Source organism: Synechococcus sp. JA-3-3Ab (assembly GCF_000013205.1).
In the GTDB taxonomy this organism is placed as follows: Bacteria; Cyanobacteriota; Cyanobacteriia; order Thermostichales; family Thermostichaceae; genus Thermostichus.
In genome coordinates, this window is sequence record NC_007775.1 from 417421 (window position 1) to 442631 (window position 25211).

Consider the following 25211-nt stretch of genomic DNA (forward strand, 5'->3'; position numbering starts at 1 on the left):
GGCCAGGATGGCTTCCCTCGGAGTGACCTCTGGCCTCCCCCTGATTGTGGGGGAGACCCTTTTCGATTGTTTCCCAGACAAGGTGGTGCTGGGCGGTGCGGCTTTGAATGTGGCTTGGAACCTCAAAGGGCTAGGATCCGATCCCGTCTTGCTCAGCCGCGTCGGCCAAGATGAGGCGGCAGAACAGTTGTTGGCGGCGCTGCGGCGGCAGGGGCTGCGTCTGGAAGGGCTGCAGCGGGATCCGCTTCACCCCACCGGCCAAGTCCGGGTCACGCTGGATGGGGAGGGGATTCCGACCTTCGCCATCTTGCCCGACCAAGCCTACGACTACATCCAGTTGGACAGGGCAGCTCTGCAAGCCCTCCGCCCCAGCCTGATCTACCGGGGCAGCTTGGCGGCGCGTCGAGAAGCAGCCCATCGCCATTTTCAGGAGACCCTTCCCACTTTGGGCTGTCCGGTGTTTTTGGACCTCAATCTGCGGGATCCCTGGTGGCGCCCAGGCCCCGTCCGGGAAATGCTGCGCACCTGCGCTTGGCTGAAGCTGAACCAAGAGGAGCTGGAGCAGGTGGTGCAGTTAGAAAGCATCCCCGCCGGCAAGGTGGAGGAACAGGGGCAGGCCTTGCGGGCGCGGTTGAACCTGAGGGGCTTGTTCCTAACGCTGGGGGCGGCAGGTGCATTCCTGTTCACCGGTAGGGGGGTGTATCGGGGGGAGCCGGTGCCGGTGCCGCGGCTGGTGGATACGGTGGGGGCAGGGGATGGGTTTAGCGCGGTGGCCATCCTGGGCCTGCTGCAAGGATGGCCGGAGGCGGTGTTGCTGCAACGGGCGGTGGAGTTTGCGGCGGCCATCTGTGGAGTTGCGGGGGGCGCCCCCCCAGATCCGGCGTTCTATCGCCCCTTCCGGCAAGCGTGGGGGCTGTAGAAGCTACTGGAACTGGCGCCAGTGGAACTGGGCGTAGCGCCCCCCCTTGCTCAGCAACTCGCGATGATTGCCCTCCTCCAACAGTTGCCCCTGCTCGAGGACGAAAATGCGATGGGCGCTGCGCACCGTAGAAAGGCGGTGGGCGATCACAAAAACCGTGCAGCGCTGCATCAACCGCTGCAGAGCTTCCTGCACCAAGGCCTCAGACTCGTTATCCAAAGCAGAGGTGGCCTCGTCCAGGATCAAGATCTTGGGGTTGAGCAACACGGCGCGGGCAATGGCCAACCGCTGCCGCTGGCCGCCGGAGAGGGTAACTCCGCGTTCTCCAACACGGGTGGCGTAGCCATCGGGCAGGCTCTCGATGAAACTGTCGATGTTGGCCACGCGGGCCGCCTGCCGCACTGCTTCCAGGTCAAAGTCCTCTTGGCCGTAGGCGATGTTGCTGGCGATGGTGCCGGAAAACAGGGTAATCTCCTGGGGCACGATGCCGATCTGGCGGCGCAAGCTCTTGAGGGTGACGGTGCGGATGTCGATGCCGTCGATGCGGATGCAGCCTTCCTGGGGATCGTAGAAGCGCGGGATCAGGTTGACCAGGGTGGATTTGCCGGCGCCGGAGGATCCCACCAGGGCGACAATCTCGCCGGGGGCCACCTGGAAGCTGATCTGTTTGAGCACCGGCTGATCTGGTTTGTAGGCAAAGGAAACCTGCTCGAACTCCACCCAGCCTTCAATGGGCGGCATGGGGCGGGCGCCGGGCAGCTCCCGCACGCGGGAGCGGGTATCCAAGAGCTCGAAGATCCGCTCCACCGAGGCTTCCCCCTGTTTCAGCTCGCTGTAGTTGTTGGTGATGTGGACAATGGGGTCGATCAGCATGGCGACCCCGGCAATAAAGCCAAGAAACTGGCTGCCGGTCAGGTTGCCCTTGCTAATCTGCCAGCCCCCCACCCAAAACACCCCCAACACGCTCATGGCGTACAGAAAGCCCACCACCGGGTCTTGGATAGCTTTAACCTGTTCGGTTTGGAAGCGGGCCAGGCGGTTGTTCTCGGCCATGGCGCTGAAGCGGCGGATCTCGTAGTCCTCGGCAGCAAAGGCGCGGGTGAGGCTGATGCCGGCAAAGGCTTCCGTCAGAAGGGAGGACAGGTCGGCCATGCTCTCCTGGTTAAGGCGGGAGCGCAGCAGCAGCCGCTCCCCAAACCAACTGATCAAGGCGCCCATCAGGGGGGCAATCACCAGGGTGGTCAAGGTGAGGATGCCGTTGAGGTAGAACAGGTAGGCCACTACCGCCAAGATGGTGAGCACGCTGGGGATGAAGCGGTGGAAAAAGCGCTGCACCACTTCGCCCACCCGATCCAGATCGCCGGTGAGGCGGTAGACCAGGTCGCCGGTGCGGCTGCCGGAAAAGTAGTCCACATCCAACCCCTGCAAATGGGCGTAGAGCCGTTGCCGCAATTCCAATACCATTTGCAAAGAGGCCTTGGCCATAAGGGTGTCCTGGCCGTACTGGAAGGCGCCGCGCACCAGAAAAAACACCACCCCGATCAAGGCCAAGATCCGCAGTTGCCCCAGATCCCCCGCGCCGATGGAGCGGGCCACCCACTCGATCAAGTAGGCGAGGGCAGGCATAGTGAGGACAAAGCCAAGGGTACAGGCCAGCCCCAGCAGCAACATCCACAGGTGGGGCCGAATGAAGGGAAAAAGGCGGCGATAGCTACGACCCGGATGCACAGATCTCAGAAGAAAGGGCTTCTGCCCCACTCAGCTTACCGGATCGGGCCACAAGCTGCTGCCGGGATCCCTGGCCAGCGGGGTTGTCTCTTAGACGGCTCTGGCTAGCCTAACTTTTGCCCATACCTGGCAAGGGGGGATCCCCTTCTTCGACGGCGTCTGCGCCAACGTCGCCAGCGGGAGACCAGGCAATCGCTGAGGCTGTGGTTCAGCGAACCCAGCTCCAGCCCCATGCCCACCCAAAGCAGCGTCTCTGCGTGCGCATGCAACCCTTGCCAGAGGTGGTTGCGCCAGGCCCAGGGCCGCCACTGCCACCAGCCCAGGCGGGATCCCAGCCAAGCCCCCGGCAGGCCCACCCCCGCCACCCACAGGCCCAGGTAGAGCACGCGCAGGGCAGTGCCGACGATCGGCCCGTGGGACCAGAAGGAGCGGTGTTGCAGGCAGCGGCGGTAGGGGAGCCAAATCCAGCGCAGGAACAGCCAGCGGCGATACTGGCGAGAGTCAGTGTCCAGATCCCCGGAAAACATCAGGCCGCTGAAGAGATAGGCGGATCCCACGGCCAGAGCTACGGCAGCGCTGTTGCCCAACAGGCCGGCTGCCAAAGTGACGCCGGGAGCTGTCCAGAGGGTGATGCGATCGTGGGTGGATCCTAGAGGCATGAAGCCAGCGCAGCGCTCCGCTGCGGCTGAGTCTAGCCGCAGGAGAAGGAAAAAGCTTGCCCTCAGGCCGGGATCCCTCGATTGAGGCGATCCAACACCTGCAACTGCCGGTAGAGCATCTCCACCCGCGGCATCTGAATCCCGCCTTGCTGGGCATAGCGGAGCGGGTTGGCAAAAATAGCCTCCAGTTCCAGGGGACGCTTGCGCTCGTAGTCGATCTTCATGCTGGTTCGGTAGGGGGCCATCTTCTCGGTGCTGGCCAGCATCTCGGAGATCAGGGTCTGCGGGAGGTGGCGGCCACAGGCGGCAGCCCCCTGGATCACCTCGTGCATCAGCGTTTCCGCCAAAGCGCGGGCCTCAGGGTCGCGGATCATTTGCTGGGTATCGGCGTTGAAGATCACCGAGAGGCCGTTGAAGGGAATGTTCCAGACCAACTTCTGCCAGCGGGCCAACATCAGATCCGGAGAAAGAGAGGTCGGGATCCCGGCCCGCTGAAAATCTGCTTGAACTTGTTGAAGGCGAGGCGTGATCCCCTGGGGCGCATAGCCGGGGCCGTATTCCGCCAGCAGCACCGAGCCATAATCCAGATGACAGATGTGGCCGGGGCCGACTTTGTTGGAGCTGATAAAGCACAGCCCGCCGATCACCCGCTCAGGGCCAACCCAGTTGGCAATCTCCGGCTCCGCCCCCAGGCCGTTTTGCAGCAGGATCACCACGCCGTTGTCCGCCAGCACAGGCGGCAGCAACCGTGGCAGGAGGTGATTTTGGGTAGCTTTCAGGGCCACGATCACCCCTTCGCAGACGGGCATCTCCTCCACGGCGGCGTAGGCATTTACCTGGGGTAAGTGAAAGTCGCCCCAGCAGGACTCTACCCACAGCCCTTTCTGGCGCACGTGGTCGTAGTCGCTGTGCAAGAGAAAATGCACCGTGAAGCCAGCCTGTTGCAGTTTTGCCCCGTAAAACCCTCCCAGGGCGCCTGTGCCCAAGACAGCGTAGCGACGGGTTTCCGGCAAGACAGCCATAGCGGCAAAAGTCGGCAGATTATCCCCACCATACCGCACCCCAGGGGCGTCTCAGGCTCACTCTCTGCTGTTTTCCTCAAGTTTGGCGTCGATCAACAACACCCGCTCCTCGCCGTCGGTTTCCCGCAGGTGCACTTTGACGATCTGCTCAGGGGCCGTGGTTAGCTTGTGACCGCAGTAGTCTGGTTGAATGGGAAACTGGCGGTGGCCGCGGTCGATCAACACGGCCAGGCGCACTTGCTCCGGTCGCCCAAAGTGGTTGAGAGCCTCCAGAGCCGCACGGACGGTGCGACCCCGGAAGAGCACATCGTCCACCAACACCACTTCTTGGCCGGTCAGATCCCGCGGCAGCTCGCTGCGATTGGGAGTGCGCAGGCCGCCGGAGCCCAGGTCGTCTCGGAAGAAGGTGATGTCCAGCTCTCCTACCTGCGGTGGGCTCCCGAAGCCGGTGGCGATGCGATCCCGCAGGCGGTAGGCCAAGGGGACGCCGCGAGTGCGAATGCCGATCAACACCAGCCTGTCCAGGTGGGGGTGATCCCTGGCAATTGCTGTAGCCAGAGCGTCGATCAGCTCCGCTATCTGCTGCGCATTGAAGACCTCGACTGTGGACATGGATCCCTGTCCCCCCCTCGCCAGTTGGGACTCAGCTTATAAAAGCCCAAATTAGCCCAATCTACCGGCGGGATCCCCATCCAGTAGGATAAAAGTAAGAGCAATCCCAAAGCCGTGGAGGTTTCCTGGAGGGATCTGCGATGTCTGTTGCTTGGCCGGCTTCTGGTTTGGTGAGACTGTCCTGGCTGACCCCTTTCCTGCGGGGTGCGGTGTTTTGCGGGCTGATCCTGTGCCTGGGTGTCGCCCTCTTGGGATCCCCGTCCTGGGCAGAAGACTACAGCAAGCGGGATCTGCAGGGGGCGAACTTTGCCGGACAAGACCTGAGCGGCTGGAAATTTCTCAAGGCCAACCTGCGACAAAGCGATCTCAGCCATGTCAAAGCGGCAGGGGCGAACCTGTTCGGGGCCAATCTCAGCAAAGCCAACTTGCGCGGAGCCGACTTGCGCGGGGCCACTTTGGACATGGCCAACCTACAGGGTGCGGATCTGCGAGAAGCGCAACTGCAGGACAGCATGATGTGGCTGGCCCGAGTCGAAGGGATCCAAATTGATGGGGCGGATTTCACCAATGCGTTGATACGGCAAGACGCCCTCTCCATCCTTTGCGAACGGGCCACCGGCGTTAACCCTGTAACCGGTCGGGCCACCCGCGACACTCTTGAATGTGACTGATCCTCACCCCCGGCTCTTCTCCCAGAGGGAGAGGGGAGATAGGCAGCAGAACCCATCGCCTCACTGCCCTCTGGAATCCGGATTTTAGGAGCTGGAAGCGGCTGCCTCAGAACGGGCGGGCTTGCGTTGAAACTGGCTGAGCAGCGAGTTCCAGGCCAAGCGGGCCATGGATAGCAGCCAATTGCCCTCCAATTCCTTGAACAAGTCCATGTTGAGCTTGAAGGCGTAGTTGGCTTCCGCCACAATGCGCTCGATGGTGGCCTGATCCAGCTCCAGCGCGTCCAACTGGGCGCGGTAGCGCTGCTTAAACTTGCCCTCGTGGGGGATCTGCTCGAAATCGTAAAAGGCCGTTCCTTCCCCCGGCGGCAGGCCCATGGCCCGGCGGGCGATGTTTTTCAGGATCTGGCCGCCCGAGAGGTCGCCGATGTAGCGGGTGTAGGCGTGGGCAATCAGCAGAACCGGGTCTTTTTCCACCACTTCTCGAATGCGGTTGACATAGACCTGGCAAGCGGGAGAGGGCTTGACCACGGCACGCCAATTGGGGCCGACAAAATAATTTAAATCCTTCTCCAGGCTGGCCCTGCGCCACAATTCGGGATAGTAAAGCCGGCCCACCAGCGGGTGCTCTCGCAATTGGGCAAAGCCCTCTTCCAGAGCGCTGTAGACAAAGTAAAAGTTGCCCACATAGCGGCTGTAGGCTTTTTTATCCACCACTCCCTTGAGGAAACACTTGATAAAGGCCATGTTCTCGGCCATGGTGTGGGACTGCTTGGTGCCCTCTCGCAACTGGGCCGACAAGCTGTGGTCCCGGTTATACAGATCACTTTTTTTATTCTGATTGTTCTGGCTTTGACTCACAAAACCCTCCTCGCCAACAAACTGTGCTTCATTAGATCACCCGCAGATCACCCGCAAGCCATCCCGAGGTTCCCCCAGCCTGAGAAGCTTTGTAAACCCATTCCCGATCCTTTCTCATGATTGATGGCTCCGCGTCTTGCCCCCTAGCCTGCATCAACAGCGTGCATCTCAAAAGCGACAAAGACCGGCGCCGCGTCCACCCTGGCGACCGGCTGAGCCTGTCAGAACCACCCCTCCGATCCCCACGGTCGACCGGAAATCCGAGCTGGAGCAGCGGATGATCCGTAAAAACGGTCAAAGATTAGAATAATCTGCCTGAGTGTGAATGGATGTGAACAATCCTTAAGGCACGGTGGGAATCGTCCCTGCTCCGGCAGCCAAAAGGGGATCCCAAGCGGTTTTGCCGAGATTTTCCAGGTGCGCCCCCACGGGATCCGGACAGTCCCTCGGCCTTTGTAACGTTCGTTGACGATCGTTGGCAGGGTTTCTATAATTAGAGGCCTGACTGCAGCGCAACCCCTGCCGAGCAACGCATGACACAATTAGCAGTGCCATCCCCTGCCGCTCCTACCTTGCCTGACCTGGTAGAGATTCAGCGGGAGAGTTTTTTGTGGTTTTTGCGAGAAGGGTTTGAAGAGGAGCTCCTCAGCTTTTCCCCTATCGTCGATTACACAGGCAAGCTGGAGCTGCACTTTCTGCCGGAGTACCGCCCTGGGGATCCCTCCAAAGGGTACAAGATCAACAAGCCGCGCTACGACCCTGAGGAAGCTAAGCGACGGGATGCTACCTACCAAGCGCAAATCCGGGTGCCCACTCGCCTGATTAACAAAGAGACGGGCGAGATCAAGGACATGGACGTCTTCATCGGCGAGCTGCCTTTGATGACGGATCGGGGTACCTTCATCATCAACGGCGCCGAGCGGGTGATCGTCAACCAAATCGTGCGCAGCCCCGGCGTCTACTACAAGTCGGAGCTGGACAAAAACGGTCGGCGCACCTACAGCGCCAGCCTCATCCCCAACCGGGGCGCCTGGCTGAAGTTTGAGACCGACAAAAACGGCCTGGTGTGGGTGCGCATCGACAAAACCCGCAAGCTCTCGGCGGCGGTGCTGCTGAAGGCCTTGGGCCTGAGCGACTCGGAGATCTACGACAGCCTGCGCCACCCCGAATTTTTCCAAAAAACCATGGAAAAAGAGGGGCACTACAGCGAAGAAGAGGCCCTGATGGAGCTGTACCGCAAGCTGCGGCCTGGCGAGCCTCCCACCGTCTCCGGCGGCCAGCAGTTGTTGGAATCCCGCTTCTTCGATCCCAAGCGCTACGACCTGGGCCGAGTAGGGCGCTACAAGCTCAACAAAAAGCTCAATCTCAACGTGGCGGAAAATGTGCGGGTGCTCACCGTCACGGACATCTTGGCCGTCATCGACTACCTGATTAACTTGGAGTACGACATCGGCCATGTGGACGACATCGATCACCTGGGCAACCGCCGCGTGCGCTCGGTGGGCGAGCTCTTGCAAAACCAAGTACGGGTGGGCCTCAACCGCCTGGAGCGGATCATCCGCGAGCGCATGACGGTCTCCGAGTCAGAGAACCTCACCCCGGCCTCGCTGGTTAACCCCAAGCCCTTGGTGGCGGCCATCAAGGAGTTCTTCGGCTCCAGCCAGCTCTCCCAGTTCATGGATCAGACCAACCCGCTGGCGGAGCTGACCCACAAGCGGCGGCTGTCGGCCTTGGGCCCCGGTGGCCTGAGCCGGGAGCGGGCCGGCTTTGCCGTGCGGGATATCCACCCCAGCCACTACGGGCGCATCTGCCCCATCGAAACTCCGGAAGGCCCCAACGCCGGGCTGATCGGATCCCTGGCCACCCACGCCCGCGTCAACCAGTACGGCTTCATCGAAAGCCCTTACTACCGGGTCGAAAACGGCGTGGTGCGCAAGGATCTGGGGATGGTCTACCTCACCGCCGACGAGGAGGACGAGTATCGCGTGGCGCCGGGGGATGTGCCGGTGGATGCCGAAGGCCGCATCACCGCCGACTTGGTGCCGGTGCGCTACCGCCAGGAATTTACCACCGCCCACCCCAGCGAGGTGCACTACGTGCAGGTGTCGCCGGTGCAACTGATCTCGGTGGCCACCTCCTTGATCCCCTTTTTGGAGCACGACGACGCCAACCGCGCCCTGATGGGGGCGAACATGCAGCGGCAGGCGGTGCCCCTGCTCAAGCCGGATCGGCCTTATGTGGGCACGGGTTTGGAAGCCCAGGCGGCGCGGGACTCTGGCATGGTGGTGGTGTCGCGCACCAGTGGCGTGGTGACCTATGTTTCCGCCGACGAAATCGTGGTGCGGCCAGACGACGGCGGGGATCCGATTGTTTACCGCTTGCAGAAGTACCAGCGCTCCAACCAAGATACCTGTCTCAACCAGCGCCCTCTTGTCTACGCGGGGGATCGGGTGGTGCCCGGGCAGGTGCTGGCGGACGGCCCGGCGACCGAGGGAGGCGAGCTGGCCTTGGGCCAAAACGTCTTGGTGGCCTACATGCCCTGGGAGGGCTACAACTACGAAGATGCCATCTTGATCAGCGAGCGGCTGGTCTACGATGATGTCTTCACCTCGGTACACATCGAGAAGTACGAGATCGAAGCCCGGCAGACCAAGCTAGGGCCGGAAGAGATCACCCGCGAGATTCCCAACGTGGGGGAAGATGCCCTGCGCAACCTGGACGAAAACGGCATTGTGCGCATTGGGGCTTGGGTGGAAGCCGGCGATATTTTGGTGGGCAAGGTCACTCCCAAAGGGGAGTCGGATCAACCGCCAGAGGAGCGGCTGTTGCGGGCCATTTTCGGCGAGAAAGCTCGCGACGTGCGCGACAACTCGCTGCGGGTGCCCAACGGCGAGCGCGGACGGGTGGTGGATGTACGCATCTTTACCCGCGAGCAGGGGGATGAGCTGCCTCCGGGCGCCAACATGGTGGTGCGGGTTTACATCGCCCTCAAGCGCAAAATTCAAGTGGGGGACAAGATCGCGGGCCGTCACGGCAACAAGGGCATCATCTCCCGCATCTTGCCGATCGAGGACATGCCCTACCTGGCGGATGGCACGCCGGTGGATGTGGTGCTCAACCCCTTGGGGGTTCCCTCCCGCATGAATGTGGGCCAGGTGTATGAGTGCCTCCTGGGCTGGGCGGCAGAACACTTGGGGGTGCGCTTTAAGCTGATGCCCTTCGACGAGATGCACGGCCTGGAAGCCTCGCGGTTGACGGTGGAGGCCAAGTTGCGGGAGGCCCGTGAAAAAACCGGCAAAGACTGGATCTTCAACCCAGAAGGCAAGTACTGCGGCAAGATCCAGGTGTTCGATGGTCGCACTGGCGAGCCTTTCGACCAGCCGGTTACGGTGGGCCGCGCCTACATGCTGAAGCTGGTGCATTTGGTGGACGACAAGATCCACGCCCGCTCTACCGGTCCCTACTCGCTGGTAACCCAGCAGCCCCTGGGGGGTAAGGCGCAGCAGGGTGGCCAGCGCTTTGGCGAGATGGAGGTGTGGGCTTTGGAGGCGTTTGGAGCGGCCTACATCTTGCAGGAGCTGCTCACCGTCAAGTCGGACGATATGGTGGGGCGCAACGAGGCCCTCAACGCCATCGTCAAGGGCAAGCCCATCCCTCGACCCGGCACGCCGGAATCTTTCAAGGTGTTGGTGCGGGAGCTGCAGTCCCTCTGCCTGGACGTGTCTGTCCATAAGGTGGAGGTGGACAGCGACGGCCAGACCCGCGATGTGGAGGTGGATCTGATGGCCGATGTCTCCAGCCGCCACACCCCCTCGCGGCCCACTTATGAATCCGTTACATCCGAGGATCTTTCTCCAGCGGCAGGAGGAACCTTTACCTTAGCCAGGCGCAGCCGCGAGGAAGACGAAGACAGGGAGGAAGAGGACGATTTTTGATTGATGCCAGGGATCCCATTCGGCTCAGGAGAGGAGGGGTGGGGTTCCTCTCCCCTTCCTTTGTAGTTGCTAGGGCAGCAAGTCAGGAGAACAACGGCAATGGCCAAAACGGAGCAACGCTTTGACTATGTCAAGATTGGGCTGGCTTCTCCGGAGCGGATTATAGAGTGGGGCCAGCGCACCCTGCCCAACGGCCAAGTGGTGGGAGAAGTCACCAAGCCGGAGACCATCAACTACCGAACCCTCAAGCCGGAGATGGATGGTCTCTTCTGTGAGCGCATCTTCGGGCCGGTTAAGGACTGGGAGTGTCACTGCGGCAAGTACAAGCGAGTGCGGCATCGCGGCATTGTCTGCGAGCGCTGTGGGGTGGAGGTGACCGAGTCGCGGGTGCGCCGCCATCGTATGGGCTACATCAAACTGGCCGCCCCGGTCACCCACGTTTGGTACCTGAAAGGGATCCCCAGCCACATCGCCACGCTGTTGGACATGCCGCTGCGGGACGTGGAGCAGGTGGTGTACTTCAACGCCTACGTGGTGGTGGATCCGGGCAACGCTCCCAACCTCTCCTACAAGCAGTTGCTGACCGAGGATCAATACCTGGAGATCGAGGATCAGATGTACGAGGAGGGATCCGAGCTGCAACTGCCGGAGAACTGGGCCATGATCGGGGCGGAGGCCATCGAACGCCTGCTCAAGGATATCGACCTGGAAAAAGAGGCGGAGCAGTTGCGGGAGGAGATCGCCAGCGCCCGCGGCCAGAAGCGGGCGCGCCTAATCAAGCGGCTGCGCGTGATCGACAACTTCATCGCCACGGGAGCCCGGCCAGAGTGGATGGTGCTGCGGGTGCTGCCGGTGATCCCGCCCGATCTGCGCCCGATGGTGCAGTTGGATGGGGGGCGCTTTGCCACCAGCGACCTCAACGATCTCTACCGTCGGGTGATCAACCGCAACAACCGCCTGGCGCGGCTGCAGGAGATCATGGCGCCGGAGATCATCGTGCGCAACGAGAAGCGTATGCTGCAGGAGGCGGTGGACGCCCTGATCGACAACGGTCGGCGGGGGCGCATGGTGGTGGGGGCCAACAACCGTCCCCTCAAGTCCCTCTCCGATATCATTGAGGGCAAGCAGGGGCGTTTCCGGCAAAACCTGCTCGGCAAGCGGGTGGACTACTCTGGGCGTTCGGTGATCGTGGTGGGGCCCAACCTGCGCATGCACCAGTGTGGCTTGCCCAAAGAGATGGCCATCGAGCTGTTCCAGCCCTTTGTGATCCACAAGTTGATCAAGCGGGGCATCGTCAACAACATCAAAGCCGCCAAAAAGCTGATCCAGAGCAATGACCCGCAGGTTTGGGACGTGCTGGAGGACGTAATCGACGGCCACCCAGTTTTGCTCAACCGTGCCCCAACGTTGCACCGCCTCGGGATCCAGGCTTTTGAGCCGATCCTGGTGGAGGGGAGGGCGATTCAGCTCCACCCCTTGGTCTGCCCGGCTTTCAACGCCGACTTCGACGGCGACCAGATGGCGGTGCATGTGCCTCTCTCCTTGGAAGCCCAGGCGGAGGCACGCTTGCTGATGTTGGCCACCAACAACATCCTCTCCCCGGCCACAGGCGCTCCGATTATTACTCCCAGCCAAGACATGGTGTTGGGGTGCTACTATCTGACGGCGGACAATCCCCACGCCCCCGACCTTGGCGATCGTTATTTTGCCAGCCTGGAGGACGCCCTCATCGCCTACGACCGCGGCGTCATCGGCCTGCACAGCAAAATCTGGGTGCGCTACAGCGGCCCGATGGAGTTGGGCAAAGAGGAAAAAGAGTCGGAGCCTCAGATTATCGAGGAGCCGGGCGGCACCCGCCTCAAGATCACCAACTACCGCCGCATCCGCGAGGATCGGGACGGCAACGTGATCAGCCAATACATTCGCACCACGGCGGGCCGGATCATCTTCAACAAAACGGTGCAAGATATTTTGTCTGCTTGAGGCTGCCCCTGTGGACGTTGCCCTTGTCGATGGGTAGCTGGGATCCCTGCCCCCTTGTCCAGAACTGTCAGAGTTATCACCGAGGCATTATGAGCGAAAAAGGACGCTTTTCCGCCGGTCTAGTCCGGCAGGCCGCCGATGGCGCCAAGGCCAAGACCCCGCCGCCCCCTGTACCCTTTCGCAACTATCAAATCGGCAAAAAAGAGCTGCGCAATCTGATTGCCTGGTCGTTTGCTCGCTACGGCACCGCCCGCACCGCTCAGATGGCGGATGCTCTGAAGGCCCTGGGCTTCAAATACGCCACCCAGGCTGCCGTTTCCATCAGCATCGAGGATCTGCGCATTCCACCCAGCAAGCGGCAGTTGTTGGCCCAGGCAGAAGCGGAGATCGAGGCGGCCACGGAGCGCTACACCCGCGGCGAGATCACCGAGGTGGAGCGCTATCAAAAGGTGATCGATACCTGGAACCAGACCAACGACCAGATTAAGGAGGAGATGCTCAGCAACTTCCGCCAGAACGATCCCCTCAACTCCGTGTACATGATGGCCAACTCGGGGGCGAGGGGGAACGTCTCGCAGGTGCGGCAGTTGGTGGGCATGCGCGGCCTGATGGCCAACCCGCAGGGGGAGATCATCGACTTGCCGATTAAAACCAATTTCCGCGAGGGCCTGACGGTTACCGAATACATCATCTCTTCCTACGGGGCGCGCAAGGGCTTGGTGGACACGGCTTTGCGCACTGCCGACTCTGGCTACCTGACCCGCCGTTTGGTGGACGTGTCTCAGGATGTGATCGTGCGGGAATCCGACTGCGGCACCGACCAAGGGATCCTGCTGGAACCCCTGATGGATGCGGACAAGGTGGTGGTGTCGCTGGAGGAGCGCCTGGTGGGCCGGGTGCTGGCGCGGGATGTGGTGCACCCGCAAACCCAGGAGATTCTTGCCCGCCGCAACCAAGAGGTGGATCACGACTTGGCCAAGGCCATTGTGGAGGCCGGCATCCGGCAGGTGATGGTGCGTTCTCCCCTCACCTGCGAGGCCAACCGATCGGTGTGCCGGATGTGCTATGGCTGGAGCCTGGCCCACTCCCGGCTGGTGGATCTGGGGGAGGCGGTCGGGATCATCGCCGCTCAATCGATTGGGGAGCCGGGCACCCAGTTAACCATGCGCACCTTCCACACGGGAGGTGTGTTTACCGGGGAGGTGGCCCGCCAAATTCGCGCCCCCTTTGCTGGCGTGGTGCGGTTCCCGAAAAATCTGCGCACCCGCCCCTTCCGCACCCGCCACGGCGACGATGCCCTGCAGCTAGAAGCGAACAACCAAATTGTCCTGGAAGGGCCAGACGGACAACGGGAAGTCTTCGACATGACGCAGGGATCCACTCTGCTGGTGCGGGACGGGGCCCAGGTGCAGCGGGATCAGTTGATTGCGGAAGTGACTGTAGCCAAGGCCGTGCGCAAGAGCACCGAGAAAGCCCAGAAGGAGGTGGTGGCCGACTTGGCGGGGGAAATCCGCTTTGCCGATCTGCCCATCGAGGAGAAAACCGACCGCCAGGGCAACACCACCTGCACCGCGCAGCGGCAAGGGTTGATCTGGGTGATGTCCGGCCAGGTATACAACCTGCCGCCGGGGGCCGAGCCGGTGGTGAAAAACGGGGATCGGGTGCAGGCGGGGGATGTGATCGCTGAGACCTCGCTGGTAACCGAGCACGGCGGCATCGTGCGGCTGCCGGAGCGCAGCGACACCAAAAGTGGGCGCGAAGTGGAGATCATCAACGCCGCGGTGGTGTTGCACGAGGCGCGGGTGCGGGTGGAATCCCACCAGGGCCGGGAGCAATTTTTGCTGGATACGGCCAGCGGCCAGACCTTTGTCCTCAAGGCCACGCCGGGCACCAAAGTGGGCAACGACGAGGTAGTGGCGGAGCTGATCGAGAACAATTTCCGCACCCAGACGGGCGGCCTGGTGAAGTTTGCCGGTGTCGAGGTGGCCCGGCGGGGCAAGGCGAAGCAGGGCTATGAGGTCATCCGGGGCGGCACCTTGCTGTGGATCCCGGAGGAGACCCACGAGGTGAACAAGGACATCTCCCTGTTGAACGTGGAGGATGGCCAGTACGTAGAAGCCGGCACCGAGGTGGTGAAGGACATCTTCTGCCAAAATGCTGGCGTCGTCGAGGTTATCCAGAAAAACGACATCCTGCGGGAGATCGTCATCAAGCCCGGATCCCTGCATCTGGTGGACGACCCCGCCGACCTGGAAATACCCACCGGCACGCTAATCCAGCCGGGCCAGAAGCTGCTCAGCAGCATCGTCCCTGACCGATTGGTCTATCTGGAGCAGGTGGAGACGCCTGAAGGGCCAGGCCTGCTGCTGCGCCCGGTGTACGAGTACGAGATCCCCGACCGGCCGGTGGTGCCCAGCCAAGAGTCTACCAGCGAGTCTGGCCGCTCCATTCGCCTGCGGGCGGTGCAGCGCGTTCCCTTCAAGGATGGGGAGCGGGTGAAGTCGGTGGGGCCGGTAGAACTGCTGCGCACACAACTGGTGCTGGAGATCGATACCGACGCCCCGCAACTGAAGGCCGATATTGAACTGATCCAAGATGAGAAGGATCCCAGTATCCGTCGCCTGCAACTGGTGATCTTGGAAACCCTGCTGCTGCGCCGAGACGTGGAGGCGGATCTAACCCAGGGGAGTACCCACACGCGGCTGTTGGTGAGCGAAGGAGACAGTATCGGCAGGGGGGGTGTTATCGCCCGCACCGAGATTCAGGCCAAAAAAGCCGGGATCGTGCAGGGGATCCGCCAGGGCGCGGAGGTGGTGCGACGGGTTCTGGTGGTTACCGACGACGACCTGCTGACGGTGCCTCTGACGGGCCAAGCCAGCGTCGAGGTGGGAGCGCTGGTGCGGGCCGGCGACGAGCTGGCGCCGGGGATCCCTGCCCCCGAGTCGGGGCAAGTGATGCAGATTGCCGATGGCCAAGTGGTGTTGCGGTTGGCGCGGCCTTATTTGGTGTCGGCGGGTGCCATTCTGCAGGTGCGGGATGGGGATCTGGTGCAGCGGGGGGATTCTTTGGCCCTCCTGGTGTTTGAGCGGGCCAAGACGGGGGACATCATCCAGGGTCTGCCGCGGATCGAGGAGCTGTTGGAGGCCCGCAAGCCCAAGGAAATGTGTGTTCTGGCCAAGCGGCCCGGCACGGTGCAACTGAGCTGGCGAGGAGAAGAGCCGGATCTGCGGGTCATCGAAGCCGATGGTACGGTTACCGAGTATTCGGTGATGCCGGGGCAAAACCTGATCGTGGTCGATGGCCAGCCGGTACAGGTGGGGGATCCGCTGACCGACGGCCCGGCCAACCCCCACGACCTCTTGGAGATCTACTTTGAGTACCATCGCCAAACCTTGGGCGACGACCAAGCGGCACGGCTAGCCTTGCGGGAGGTGCAGCGCTTCCTGGTCAACGAGGTGCAGAACGTCTATCGCTCGCAAGGGGTGGAGATTGCCGACAAGCACATCGAGATTGTGGTGCGCCAGATGACCTCCAAGGTGCGGGTGGACGACAGCGGCGACACCGTCCTGTTGCCCGGCGAGCTGGTGGAGCTGCGGGAAATCCAGCAGACCAACGCTACCATGGCCATCACCGGCGGGGCGCCGGCTAAGTACACGCCCGTTCTGCTGGGGATCACCAAGGCCAGCTTGAACACCGACAGCTTCATCTCGGCGGCCAGCTTCCAGGAGACCACGCGGGTGCTGACGGAGGCGGCCATCGAAGGCAAGTCCGACTGGCTGCGGGGCCTGAAGGAGAACGTGATCATCGGGCGCTTGATCCCGGCGGGCACGGGCTTCAGCACCTACGAGGAGATGGCGCCAGAACCGGAGCCGGAGGAAGAGGAGGAGCCTGTTGTGCTGCCAGAGCTGCCGCCTCGCCTGATCTTGGATGACGACCAGCTCATCGACGACTCCACCCCCGTTGACGAGCCGACGGAGGATGAGGGAGAAGAAGAGTGAGGCGTTGGCGGATCACCAGCCCTGGGCGGCGCTACAGGCTGAGATCGTCGCTTGCCGCCGCTGTCCCCGCCTGGTGGCTTGGCGAGAGGCGGTTGCCCAGCAAAAGGTGGCCCGTTTTTGTGACCAGCTCTACTGGGGCCGACCGGTGCCGGGGTTTGGGGATGTGCAGGCGCGGCTGTGGGTGATCGGCTTGGCGCCGGCAGCCCATGGGGGCAACCGCACCGGGCGGGTGTTTACGGGGGATCCCAGCGGGGATTGGCTATTTCGCGCTCTGCGCCGGGCCAGGTTTGCCAATCAACCCATCTCTCTGCACCGGGAAGATGGCCTGCAATTGCGGGATTGCTACATCTCAGCCGTGATGCGCTGCGCGCCGCCGCAGAACCGCCCCACCGCCGCAGAAGCCAAGACCTGCCTGGGCTATCTGAGACAAGAGCTGGAGCTGTTGACCCAGGTGCGGGTCATCTTGGCGTTGGACCATAACCACATGCCATGGCCATGACGACCTTGCTGAGCCGCCAGGCCCGGCGGGGATCAGGCGGGCTGCCAGGTTTCCAGGCGGTAGGCGCTGTCCCAGAACAGCCATTCCAGGCGAGAGGCGGTGACAAAAGCAGCCGTCATCTTCTCCCGCGTCGCCGCTGTGGTCTGCGTAGCCAAGGAGTCGGTGATGTCCAGGGCCTGTTGCACCACCTGGGCAAATTCTTCCCCGGCATAGGTGTCGATCCATTGTTGATAAGGATTGTTGGGCTTGGCGGTGCGGTAAATGGCGGATCCCACCTCACGGTAAATCCAGAAGCAGGGCAGCACAGCGGCCATGGCCACCTCGTAGGGATCCAAGGCAGCCGCAGCCAATAGAAAACGGGTGTAGGCGAAGCAGGCAGGAGCGTAGGTTGTCTCCGGCTGGATGTCGTAGAGGCGAAAGTAACTCTCGTGCAGGCTGCGCTCGGCCACAATGGCCCCCAGGGCAAAGTTCAAGAAACTCACCACCCGCTCAGCCCCCTCGGAACGGGCCCCGATCAAGGCAAGGGCGCGGGCAAAATCGGTGAGATAAAGAGCATCCTGCTGCAGATAGAACTGAAAGCGCTGCCGCGAGAGGCTGCCTGCGGCCAGCTCTTGGTTAAAGGGGTGATCCAAGATCTGTTGGTAGATGGGCTCGATCGTCTGCCAGAGGTGGGCGGTAAAAGATTGAGACATGGTGGCTCTCTCGCGGCGTTTCTGGGGTTCTTTTCAACTGATTGAGATCTCTGGGTGTGGGGGAAACTCTTTGGGTGCCCTGTGGCCGGAAAGTTGGACGTGAGTATCTCGATTCCAGATCCCTACCCCCGCTAGGGCGGGGATCTCCTTGTCTCAGATTGCCCCTCCTCTCAGTTACCGCTTTTCAGGGGGTCAGCCCAGCTAAACCTAGGCTTCGGGCATAAGGGGACGGAAGCCGTGCTTGCGGGACAGTTGCCCGATTAAATCCAGCTTTTCTAGGGTGATCAAGTTGCGGCCCCAACTAAAATTGGTGTACAGGCCCTCGAACTCCAGGAGCATCGCCTCGGCAAAGCAGGCGAAGAGCTGGCGGGCCGGGTTGGCCACATTCAAAAATTGCATAATATTCCACTCGATATCGAGAGAGTGTTCCACCATGCCGCCGTCGATCACGTACAGCCCCTTGCGCTGCAACTTGGAGGCGATGTTTTTCGGGTAGCCACCGTCGATGATCACGCAGGGATCCGGAAGCACCTGAGGATCGAGGGTCACTCCTTGGCTCATGCTGGCCACCCAGACGATGAAATCGGCGCGGGGCAAGGCCTCTTCCAAGGAACAGACCTCCCCTTTTTTAAGTTTGGCCTGCAGCTCTTCCAGGCGTCGCCGCTCGCGGGCTATCAACAGCAATTTGGCCGGGGAAGTGTGGGCTACCAACCACTGGCAGATGGCACTACCGATATCGCCGGTGGCCCCCACCACGGCAACTGTGGCAGCTGCCAAATCCATGGCGTAGCGCTGGGCCGCCGCCTGCAATTGCTGACAGATGATATAGGCCGTGTGGGTGTTGCCGGTGGTAAAACGCCGAATTTCCAGGTCGATGTTGCGCACCCGCCTGAGGGTGTCGAGGCGAAAATTCTCGAAAATAATGCTGCTAAATCCTCCCAGGGTGGTGATGTTCAAGCCGCGCCGCTGCGCCAAGGCCATCGCATTCAAAATCTTGCGACAGGCCGCCTTCACCCGTCCCCCCGCCAGCATTTCCGGCAGGAAACAGGATTCGACGTACTGGCCATAGATTTTTTGGCCCGTGATGCTGGTCACCACGATCTCGTCCACCACCTGAGGCGGAGCCATGCACCAAAATTCCAGGTCGCTCTCCGCATATTCGGAATACCCCAGCTTATCTGCCACCCGTTTTGCGTGGGCCAGGCTGGTCAGGTGCCCGATCAGGCCGAACATAGATGCTCACTCACTTCGATACTTAACTTTATGAGCTCCATCCGGATCCCATCAAAACATGTCCGCACCCAGAGAGGGTAGGGAGCGTTCCAGCCAGGCCGGAAAACCAATCGGCAGGCAGAGTTGAGTTGCGTCAGGCGGCCCGCAGACCCTGGGCCGAGAGGCGCATTACCTCGCGGGTGTTGAAGCCGATGCTGGCCAGGGCCTCGCCGTAGGCGATCATGAAGTCTTCTACAATGGCCTCGCGATCCATGTAAATGGCTTCCACATCCGCCTCTACCTGCTGCAGCATCTGCCGAACTAGAGGCAGATTTTGGGCGTTGGCTGCTTCGATCTGGGCTTTAACCTCGGCAAAGTGCTCGCCCAGCCAGCGCTCCCCAAAATTGAGGTGCAGATACTCGTCCTTAACTACCCCCTCGGTGATCTTGCGGGCAAAGTCATCGGCAACCGGGATGTAGATGTTGTAGGCGGCAATGGCAAAGCACTCGATGATCAAAGACTGAATGACAAAACAGGAGACCAGATCCCCTGCCGCTGCGGCGCTTTGGAAATTGTCCCGCAAGGGCGCGAAAAAGGCGCGGGCAAACTCCACATCGGGTTCCACCTGCAGGTTTTTGCCGCAGGCCTGGAAGCCTTTCATGTGGCGCAATTCCATCTTGGCCAGCTTGCGCAGCTCCTCTGCAGCTTCCGGCAGCATTTCGGCCAGCTTGAGGTAGTTGTCGTGGGCTTCTTGTTCGCCTTCGATAACAATACCGTTGATGCGGGAGTAGGCCTGCCGATACCTTGGGCTGCTGTAGTCTAGGGCAGTGCCGCCCCCATCAGTGGGGGACGGGGGGGTGTTGGGCAGGACGTTCGCTGGGGCCATACTCGTGCATCTCCTTTTGTAGTTGTAGATTGTTGTGAACCGCTTCGCCGGCCCTTCAACAATCCTGGCGCTTGCCACTAAATTGTTCCTCTACTCAGAATAGCCTCAGGTGGTGCGGAATTCATCGGATCCCTTTTGCCCAGGGAGGCAAGCCTGTTAGGGTGAGTGCTCAGGTGCCGTTGAGGAGCCGGGGGTATGTCTGCTCTTGGGGAGGGCCTGAATCAGCTGCGCCAGTTGCTGGTGGATCTGGAGGAACAATCCCTCGATCAGCCGATTGGCAGCGCCGAGGAGGTGTTGCAGGCAATCGAGATGGCGACGGCTTTTGAGCTGTTCGAGGCGGAAAGCAGCCGTTTGCTGCTGCAGATTGTGGCCAATCTCTGGGATCGGGTACGCCAGCACGATCTGTCGGCGCAGGAGATCGAGGCGGTGGCAGAGAAGCTGCGGGCGGTGGGCTATACCGATGCCGAGATCCAGGAGATCTTGGATCTGGAGCCTCAGGACAACTAGCCGCAGGCTAGGCGGAAACCATGCCCAACTCGGCGGGAACGACATCTGCTTCTAGGTGAGTGGCCGTGTCGTAACAGGCTCCCCGCAGGTTGGCAAGCTTGAGTTTACAGCCGCTGAGGTTGGCCCCTTTCAGGTTGGCGCCGCTGAGGTTGGCCCCCGCCAGGTCTGCCTGGCTGAGATCGGCACCACTCAGGTCGGCTGCGGTCAGGTTGGCGCCGCGCAGGTTGGCCCCTTGCAATCGAGATCCCTGCAATTTGGCCTTTTCTAGATTGGCCAGGCGCAGGTTGGATCCCTGCAGATCGGCTTGGCTGAGGTCGGCGCCGCTCAAGTAGGCCCGCTCCAGGTTGGCAGCGGCCAGTTTGGCCTGCTGGAGGGTTGCTCCGCCCAGGTCGATCCCGGCCAAGTCGGCACCGGCCAGGTCAGCTTCGGCCAATTGGCTGTTGCTGAAGTCCCGCTCGCCGCTGCCATAGCGCTGCAACAGTTCCGCTGCGGTTTCGACCATTGCTTTTCCCCATCCTAGACAAGTCGGATCCTACCGAGGAACAGGGTTGCCGCCAAGGGCGCACATCCTCCAGGCGGCGCCTATCAGCCATGCCTCCAGATCCGAACATCTGCCAAGGCCATCAGCCCTCTTGCCTGCGAGAGCGCGCTAGGATGGGCGCAACGCCCTTTTCTCTGGATCCCATTTGTTCTGTTATGAGCTTGCCCCGCGTGCCCCGCTCCCGGCCCCGCCCAAAGTTACGCTCGATCCCTCGCCGCAAAACCGAATCGGCTCTCTATGCCGAGATGCAGCAGCTCACTGTGGAAAAGCAGCGGCTCAACCAGGAATTGGAGTTCATTCAGGAACGGCAAGGGCAAATTCAAGCAAGGCTCCGGGAAATCGAACAAGCGCTACAGCGTTTTCAGCAGGAGGCAGAGAGCTTTCGGGATCCCGCCGCTGCTCGAGAACCGGGCACTGGCCGCTTCTCCTCCTCCCGTTTCCCGCCGATGACCTTTGAGTACTGAGCCAGTTCCCTGCCGAGTGGGGAAGCCAAAGCCATTGCCAAAGGAGCAAAAAACTGGGTTTAGAGCCCCGTTCTGTCCTTTGGGACGGCCTTGTGGTACCTTTTGTATGGCGGCATGGGTAGTCAACCGCTTCAAAAACCCAGTAGTCTAACCCCTAAGACATTAGCTAGGGTTTTGTATTGGCCTTGAAGCGGTACCCTTGGGCAGAAGAGAACCGAGCCGCGAGACCGAAGTCCAGGGGTAGACCTGTTGGCTTTTGCTACCGGGATCCAGCCGCCCAGTCCGAGATCTTCTCATGGCCCATTCTGAAACTCCCATCCGGCATCGCTGAGTCCATAACTGCAACTGAGTACACAAGGAGCTGAGCCTCGACCATGGTTACTGCCACCGCTACTGCGACCAACGTTGGCTACATCACTCAGGTCATTGGACCTGTGATCGACGCCGAGTTTCCCAGCGGCAAGCTGCCTGAAATCTACAACGCTCTCAAGGTGGAGGCGACGACCGAAAGCGGATTGAAGGTCAAAGTCACCTTTGAGGTGCAGCAGCTTTTGGGGGATAACCGCGTGCGGGCCGTGGCCATGTCTTCTACCGATGGCTTGGTGCGGGGCATGCCAGTGGTGGATACAGGTGCCCCGATTACCGTGCCGGTGGGCGAGGCTACCCTGGGTCGCATTTTCAACGTGCTGGGGGAGCCAGTGGATCAAGGAGAGCCGGTGCAAGCCAAGGAGTTTGCCCCCATCCACCGCAGCGCGCCGCCCTTTGTGGAGCTGACCGTCAAACCGGAGCCCTTTGAAACCGGCATTAAGGTGATCGACCTGCTGGCCCCCTTCAAGAGAGGTGGCAAGGTGGGCCTGTTTGGCGGCGCCGGCGTCGGCAAGACGGTGCTCATCCAGGAGCTGATCCACAACATTGCCGAGGAGCACTCCGGCCTATCGGTGTTTGCCGGCGTGGGAGAGCGCACCCGCGAGGGGAACGACCTCTACAACGAGATGAAAGAATCGGGGGTGCTGGACAAAGTAGCGCTGGTGTACGGCCAGATGAACGAGCCGCCGGGCGCTCGTATGCGGGTGGGCCTGACCGCCTTGACGATGGCGGAGTACTTCCGCGACGTCAACAAGCAGGATGTGCTGCTGTTTATCGATAACATCTTTCGCTTTGTGCAAGCTGGCTCGGAAGTGTCGGCGCTGTTGGGCCGCATGCCCTCGGCGGTAGGCTACCAGCCCACCTTGGCCACGGAAATGGGCAACCTGCAGGAGCGGATCACCTCCACCAAGCAGGGATCCATCACGTCGGTGCAAGCGGTGTACGTGCCCGCCGACGACCTGACGGACCCGGCGCCGGCGACGACGTTTGCCCACCTGGATTCGACGGTGGTGCTGTCGCGCAGCCTGGCGGCCAAGGGCATCTACCCGGCGGTGGATCCCCTGGATTCTTCGTCCACCATCTTGCAGGCAGACATTGTGGGCGAGGAGCACTACAACACCGCTCAGGCGGTGAAGCAAACGCTGCAGCGCTACAAAGAGTTGCAGGATATTATCGCCATTCTGGGGTTGGACGAGCTGTCGGAAGAGGACAAGCTGGTGGTGGCCCGCGCCCGCCGCATCGAGCGCTTCCTGTCGCAGCCGTTCTTTGTGGCCGAGGTCTTCACTGGCTCGCCTGGCAAGTACGTGAAGTTGGAGGACACCATCAAAGGCTTCCAGCGCATTCTCTCCGGAGAACTGGATCATCTGCCGGAGCAGGCTTTCTATCTGGTGGGCACCATCGAGGAGGCCATCGAGAAGGCGGAGAAGCTCAAGTCCAAGTAATCCCTCACCCTCAGCCCCTCTCCCAGGGGGAGAGGGGGGTTGGCGGCTGCTGAGGATCCTCGGCCACAGGCCCGAAGCGGTAGCCTTTGCCATAGACGGCGTGGATCAACTCGGGGGAGCCGGGCAGACGGAGGCGGCGCCGCAGCAGGCGCACCTGAGCAGCCAGGACGTTGCTGCTGGGGGGATCCTCGCCGGCCCACACCCGCTCGTAGATCTGCTCGTGGGTGAGCAACTGGCCGGGGTGGGCCATGAAGTACTCCAGCAGGCGGAACTCTTTTTGGGAGAGGTGGATCATCCGTCCTTGGCGGTAGGCCACTTGGTTCTCCCGATCCAGCTCTAGGTCTCCAATTTGCAGGCGAGGGATCCCTTCGCCGGGGCCGGCAGCCCGCCGCAAGAGGGCTCGCACCCGCGCCAGCAGCTCCCGCAGCTCGAAGGGCTTGACCAGGTAGTCGTCGGCGCCGGCGTCCAGCCCTTCCACCCGGTCGTCGAGAGTATCTTTGGCGGTCAGGAAGAGGATGGGGGTGGCGCGATCTACCTGTCGCACCTGTTGGCAGAGGGAGAGGCCGGACAGGCCCGGCAACATCCAGTCCAGTACCAGCAAGTCGTAGGGTGGGGCTGGGGGCTTCTGCAGCAGCTCCCAGGCGCTGTTTCCCTCGTAGGCCACGTCCACGCTGTGGCCCTCTCGCCGCAGGTGCTGGGCCAGGGAATCGGCCAGCTCCACTTCGTCGTCCACCAACAAGATGCGCGCCATGCTCTAGGATTCTGTCTCGTCGTCGCTTGCCGGAGGGGCCAGGGAGGGAGGGGGCTCCAGTTGTAAGCAGAGATCGTAAAGGCGGCGCCGCGTCCACAGGGGGGATCCCTGGAAGCGCCGGGCCAGTTGGCGGCTGGCAGCGGAGCGGGGAAGGCCCTCGGCCAGCAGGCGGGCCAGCTCCTGGCGAACTTCCGCTTCCGAGGGGGAGGTTTCTTCGCCCTTTTCGGAGGCAGGCCGCCCCTCTAGAACAAGGGTGAACTCCCCCCGCAGCGGCTGGGCGGCGCAGTGCTCCAGAGCGGCGGCCAGGGATCCCCGCCAGAAGGACTCGTGCAGCTTGGTCAGCTCGCGGGCCAGCACGATCTGCCGCCGGGGGCCGCAGTGAGCCAGGAGATCTTGCAGGGTTTGCTGCAGGCGATGGGGGGCTTCGTAGAGAACGACGGTGCGCTCTTCTTGGGCCAGTTGTTGCAGACGGGCTTGTCGTTGGCTGGCTTTGAGCGGCAAAAACCCCTCGAAGACAAACCGCCCTGTGGCCAGCCCAGAAGCAGCCAAAGCGGCCACTGCCGCTACCGGGCCAGGCACCGGGATCACCGGGATCCCAGCTTGGATACAGGCGCGCACCAGTTCCTCTCCTGGATCGGAGATGGCGGGTGTGCCGGCATCGCTGATTAGGGCCACCGACTGCCCTGCCGCCAGATACTTGAGGATTTGCGGGATGCGCTGGGCGGCGTTGTGCTCGTGGTAGCTGATGAGGCGGGCGGAGATCTGAAAGTGTTTAAGAAGCTGGCCGGAGTGGCGGGTGTCTTCTGCCGCCACCCAGTCCACTTCCCGTAGGACTCGCAGCGCCCGCAGGGTAATGTCTTCGCGGTTGCCGATAGGGGTGGCCACCAAGTAGAGGCTGGCGGTGGGGCGCTCCATCTCGACAAGGCCAGAGCTAAGCGGGTACTGCTTTCCAGGTTAAGGGATCCCTGTGGCAGGATCGGGGAAGATTGGCGGGAGAAAGCAGGTGCGCCTGACCACGCGAGCTACCTATAGCATCCGGGCTTTGCTGGATCTGGCGATGCTTGGCCAGGTGGCCTCGGTGCGGGCCATTGCCGAGCGACAGCAGATCCCGGCCCCCTATCTGGAAAAGCTGTTGATCGAGCTGCGCCAGGCTGGCTTGGTCTGTTCGCAGCGCGGGGCGCAGGGGGGCTACCGGCTGGCACGGGCACCGCGGCGGATCCCAATTAGCGCCATTTTGGCGGCGGTGGGAGAATCTCTGGATCCTCTCCCGGCTGAGAGGGCAGGGGCTCAGCAGGAAGGCTCTGCGGATGGGCTGGACTGGGTAACGGAGGCCCTCTGGCGGCGGATCGCCCAGCGGGTGGAGCAGGTGTTGGAGGAAACAACTCTGGAAGATCTCTACTTCGACGCCCGCAGTTGGCAGGCAGCCCAAAGTCAGGGGGGAGGGTTTGTGGTCTGATCGCGCCTGC

Annotated in this window: 21 protein-coding genes; 10 read left to right on the forward strand and 11 right to left on the reverse strand. The window is 61.9% G+C overall.

Annotated elements, in window-relative coordinates; genetic code table 11:
• The first annotated feature begins 7 nt into the window (after nucleotides 1–7).
• The gene (locus tag CYA_RS01895; RefSeq protein WP_041438075.1) at nucleotides 8–919 is read left to right on the forward strand and encodes a PfkB family carbohydrate kinase; all 912 of its coding nucleotides are present in this window, start codon (nucleotides 8–10) and stop codon (nucleotides 917–919) included.
• A 3-nt stretch (nucleotides 920–922) separates the two neighbouring features.
• Here the strand turns inward: CYA_RS01895 and CYA_RS01900 are convergent, their stop codons facing one another.
• The 4 genes from CYA_RS01900 to pyrR all read right to left on the reverse strand — a co-directional run bounded on the left by CYA_RS01900 (nucleotide 923) and on the right by pyrR (nucleotide 4940).
• Nucleotides 923–2647 carry an ABC transporter ATP-binding protein gene (locus CYA_RS01900; RefSeq protein WP_011429311.1) on the reverse strand — a complete coding sequence of 575 codons (1725 nt, stop codon included), beginning with the start codon at nucleotides 2645–2647 and terminating at the stop codon, nucleotides 923–925.
• A 104-nt stretch (nucleotides 2648–2751) separates the two neighbouring features.
• Nucleotides 2752–3306, reverse strand: coding sequence for a metal-binding protein (locus tag CYA_RS01905; RefSeq protein ID WP_011429312.1), 555 nt, complete (start codon nucleotides 3304–3306; stop codon nucleotides 2752–2754).
• A gap of 62 nt (nucleotides 3307–3368) precedes the next feature.
• The gene (locus CYA_RS01910) at nucleotides 3369–4328 is read right to left on the reverse strand and encodes a putative 2-dehydropantoate 2-reductase (protein ID WP_011429313.1); all 960 of its coding nucleotides are present in this window, start codon (nucleotides 4326–4328) and stop codon (nucleotides 3369–3371) included.
• Between the two features lie 57 nt (nucleotides 4329–4385).
• Entirely contained in the window at nucleotides 4386–4940 is a 555-nt protein-coding gene (pyrR, locus tag CYA_RS01915) for a bifunctional pyr operon transcriptional regulator/uracil phosphoribosyltransferase PyrR (protein WP_011429314.1), read from the reverse strand.
• Nucleotides 4941–5080: 140 nt separating this feature from the next.
• Here pyrR and CYA_RS01920 point away from each other — a divergent pair, with 140 nt between their 5' ends.
• Nucleotides 5081–5611, forward strand: a complete 531-nt coding sequence (locus CYA_RS01920; RefSeq protein WP_011429315.1) for a pentapeptide repeat-containing protein — start codon at nucleotides 5081–5083, stop codon at nucleotides 5609–5611.
• Nucleotides 5612–5695: 84 nt separating this feature from the next.
• Here CYA_RS01920 and CYA_RS01925 read toward each other — a convergent pair whose 3' ends face one another.
• On the reverse strand, nucleotides 5696–6409 hold the full coding sequence (locus tag CYA_RS01925) for a heme oxygenase (biliverdin-producing) (RefSeq protein ID WP_011429316.1): 714 nt from the start codon (nucleotides 6407–6409) through the stop codon (nucleotides 5696–5698).
• 593 nt (nucleotides 6410–7002) lie between these two features.
• Here CYA_RS01925 and rpoB point away from each other — a divergent pair.
• From rpoB to CYA_RS01945, 4 genes are all read left to right on the forward strand, one after another.
• Entirely contained in the window at nucleotides 7003–10404 is a 3402-nt protein-coding gene (rpoB, locus tag CYA_RS01930) for a DNA-directed RNA polymerase subunit beta (RefSeq protein ID WP_011429317.1), read from the forward strand.
• A 99-nt stretch (nucleotides 10405–10503) separates the two neighbouring features.
• Nucleotides 10504–12387: a DNA-directed RNA polymerase subunit gamma gene (locus CYA_RS01935; protein WP_011429318.1), complete on the forward strand. Its 1884-nt coding sequence runs from the start codon at nucleotides 10504–10506 to the stop codon at nucleotides 12385–12387.
• A gap of 89 nt (nucleotides 12388–12476) precedes the next feature.
• Nucleotides 12477–16385, forward strand: coding sequence for a DNA-directed RNA polymerase subunit beta' (locus CYA_RS01940; RefSeq protein WP_011429319.1), 3909 nt, complete (start codon nucleotides 12477–12479; stop codon nucleotides 16383–16385).
• Nucleotides 16366–16884 carry a uracil-DNA glycosylase gene (locus tag CYA_RS01945; protein WP_011429320.1) on the forward strand — a complete coding sequence of 173 codons (519 nt, stop codon included), beginning with the start codon at nucleotides 16366–16368 and terminating at the stop codon, nucleotides 16882–16884. Before CYA_RS01940 ends, CYA_RS01945 begins: the two co-directional genes overlap by 20 nt.
• A gap of 32 nt (nucleotides 16885–16916) precedes the next feature.
• Here CYA_RS01945 and tenA read toward each other — a convergent pair whose 3' ends face one another.
• The 3 genes from tenA to CYA_RS01960 form a co-directional block, all read right to left on the reverse strand.
• A complete protein-coding gene (gene tenA, locus CYA_RS01950) occupies nucleotides 16917–17576 on the reverse strand; it encodes a thiaminase II (RefSeq protein WP_011429321.1) in 660 nt (219 codons plus the stop codon).
• Nucleotides 17577–17783: 207 nt separating this feature from the next.
• A complete protein-coding gene (locus CYA_RS01955) occupies nucleotides 17784–18809 on the reverse strand; it encodes a long-chain acyl-[acyl-carrier-protein] reductase (protein ID WP_011429322.1) in 1026 nt (341 codons plus the stop codon).
• Between the two features lie 133 nt (nucleotides 18810–18942).
• Complete coding sequence (locus CYA_RS01960) at nucleotides 18943–19674, reverse strand: aldehyde oxygenase (deformylating) (RefSeq protein ID WP_011429323.1); 732 nt, start codon at nucleotides 19672–19674, stop codon at nucleotides 18943–18945.
• Nucleotides 19675–19869: 195 nt separating this feature from the next.
• Here CYA_RS01960 and CYA_RS01965 point away from each other — a divergent pair, with 195 nt between their 5' ends.
• A complete protein-coding gene (locus CYA_RS01965) occupies nucleotides 19870–20181 on the forward strand; it encodes a hypothetical protein (RefSeq protein ID WP_011429325.1) in 312 nt (103 codons plus the stop codon).
• A 7-nt stretch (nucleotides 20182–20188) separates the two neighbouring features.
• Here CYA_RS01965 and CYA_RS01970 read toward each other — a convergent pair whose 3' ends face one another.
• Nucleotides 20189–20683, reverse strand: coding sequence for a pentapeptide repeat-containing protein (locus CYA_RS01970; RefSeq protein WP_011429326.1), 495 nt, complete (start codon nucleotides 20681–20683; stop codon nucleotides 20189–20191).
• Between the two features lie 152 nt (nucleotides 20684–20835).
• On the opposite strand from CYA_RS01970, the gene CYA_RS01975 reads away from it, so the two are divergent.
• On the forward strand, nucleotides 20836–21186 hold the full coding sequence (locus CYA_RS01975) for a gas vesicle protein GvpV (RefSeq protein ID WP_228375407.1): 351 nt from the start codon (nucleotides 20836–20838) through the stop codon (nucleotides 21184–21186).
• A gap of 374 nt (nucleotides 21187–21560) precedes the next feature.
• On the forward strand, nucleotides 21561–22994 hold the full coding sequence (gene atpD, locus CYA_RS01980; RefSeq protein WP_011429328.1) for a F0F1 ATP synthase subunit beta: 1434 nt from the start codon (nucleotides 21561–21563) through the stop codon (nucleotides 22992–22994).
• A 10-nt stretch (nucleotides 22995–23004) separates the two neighbouring features.
• On the opposite strand, the gene rppA is transcribed toward atpD, so the two are convergent.
• Both rppA and rsmI read right to left on the reverse strand, forming a co-directional pair.
• Nucleotides 23005–23745 carry a two-component system response regulator RppA gene (rppA, locus tag CYA_RS01985; protein ID WP_011429329.1) on the reverse strand — a complete coding sequence of 247 codons (741 nt, stop codon included), beginning with the start codon at nucleotides 23743–23745 and terminating at the stop codon, nucleotides 23005–23007.
• Nucleotides 23746–23748: 3 nt separating this feature from the next.
• Nucleotides 23749–24660: a 16S rRNA (cytidine(1402)-2'-O)-methyltransferase gene (gene rsmI, locus CYA_RS01990; RefSeq protein WP_011429330.1), complete on the reverse strand. Its 912-nt coding sequence runs from the start codon at nucleotides 24658–24660 to the stop codon at nucleotides 23749–23751.
• A gap of 88 nt (nucleotides 24661–24748) precedes the next feature.
• Between rsmI and CYA_RS01995 the strand changes: the two genes are divergently transcribed.
• Nucleotides 24749–25201, forward strand: coding sequence for an Rrf2 family transcriptional regulator (locus CYA_RS01995; protein WP_011429331.1), 453 nt, complete (start codon nucleotides 24749–24751; stop codon nucleotides 25199–25201).
• The last annotated feature ends 10 nt before the right edge of the window (nucleotides 25202–25211 follow it).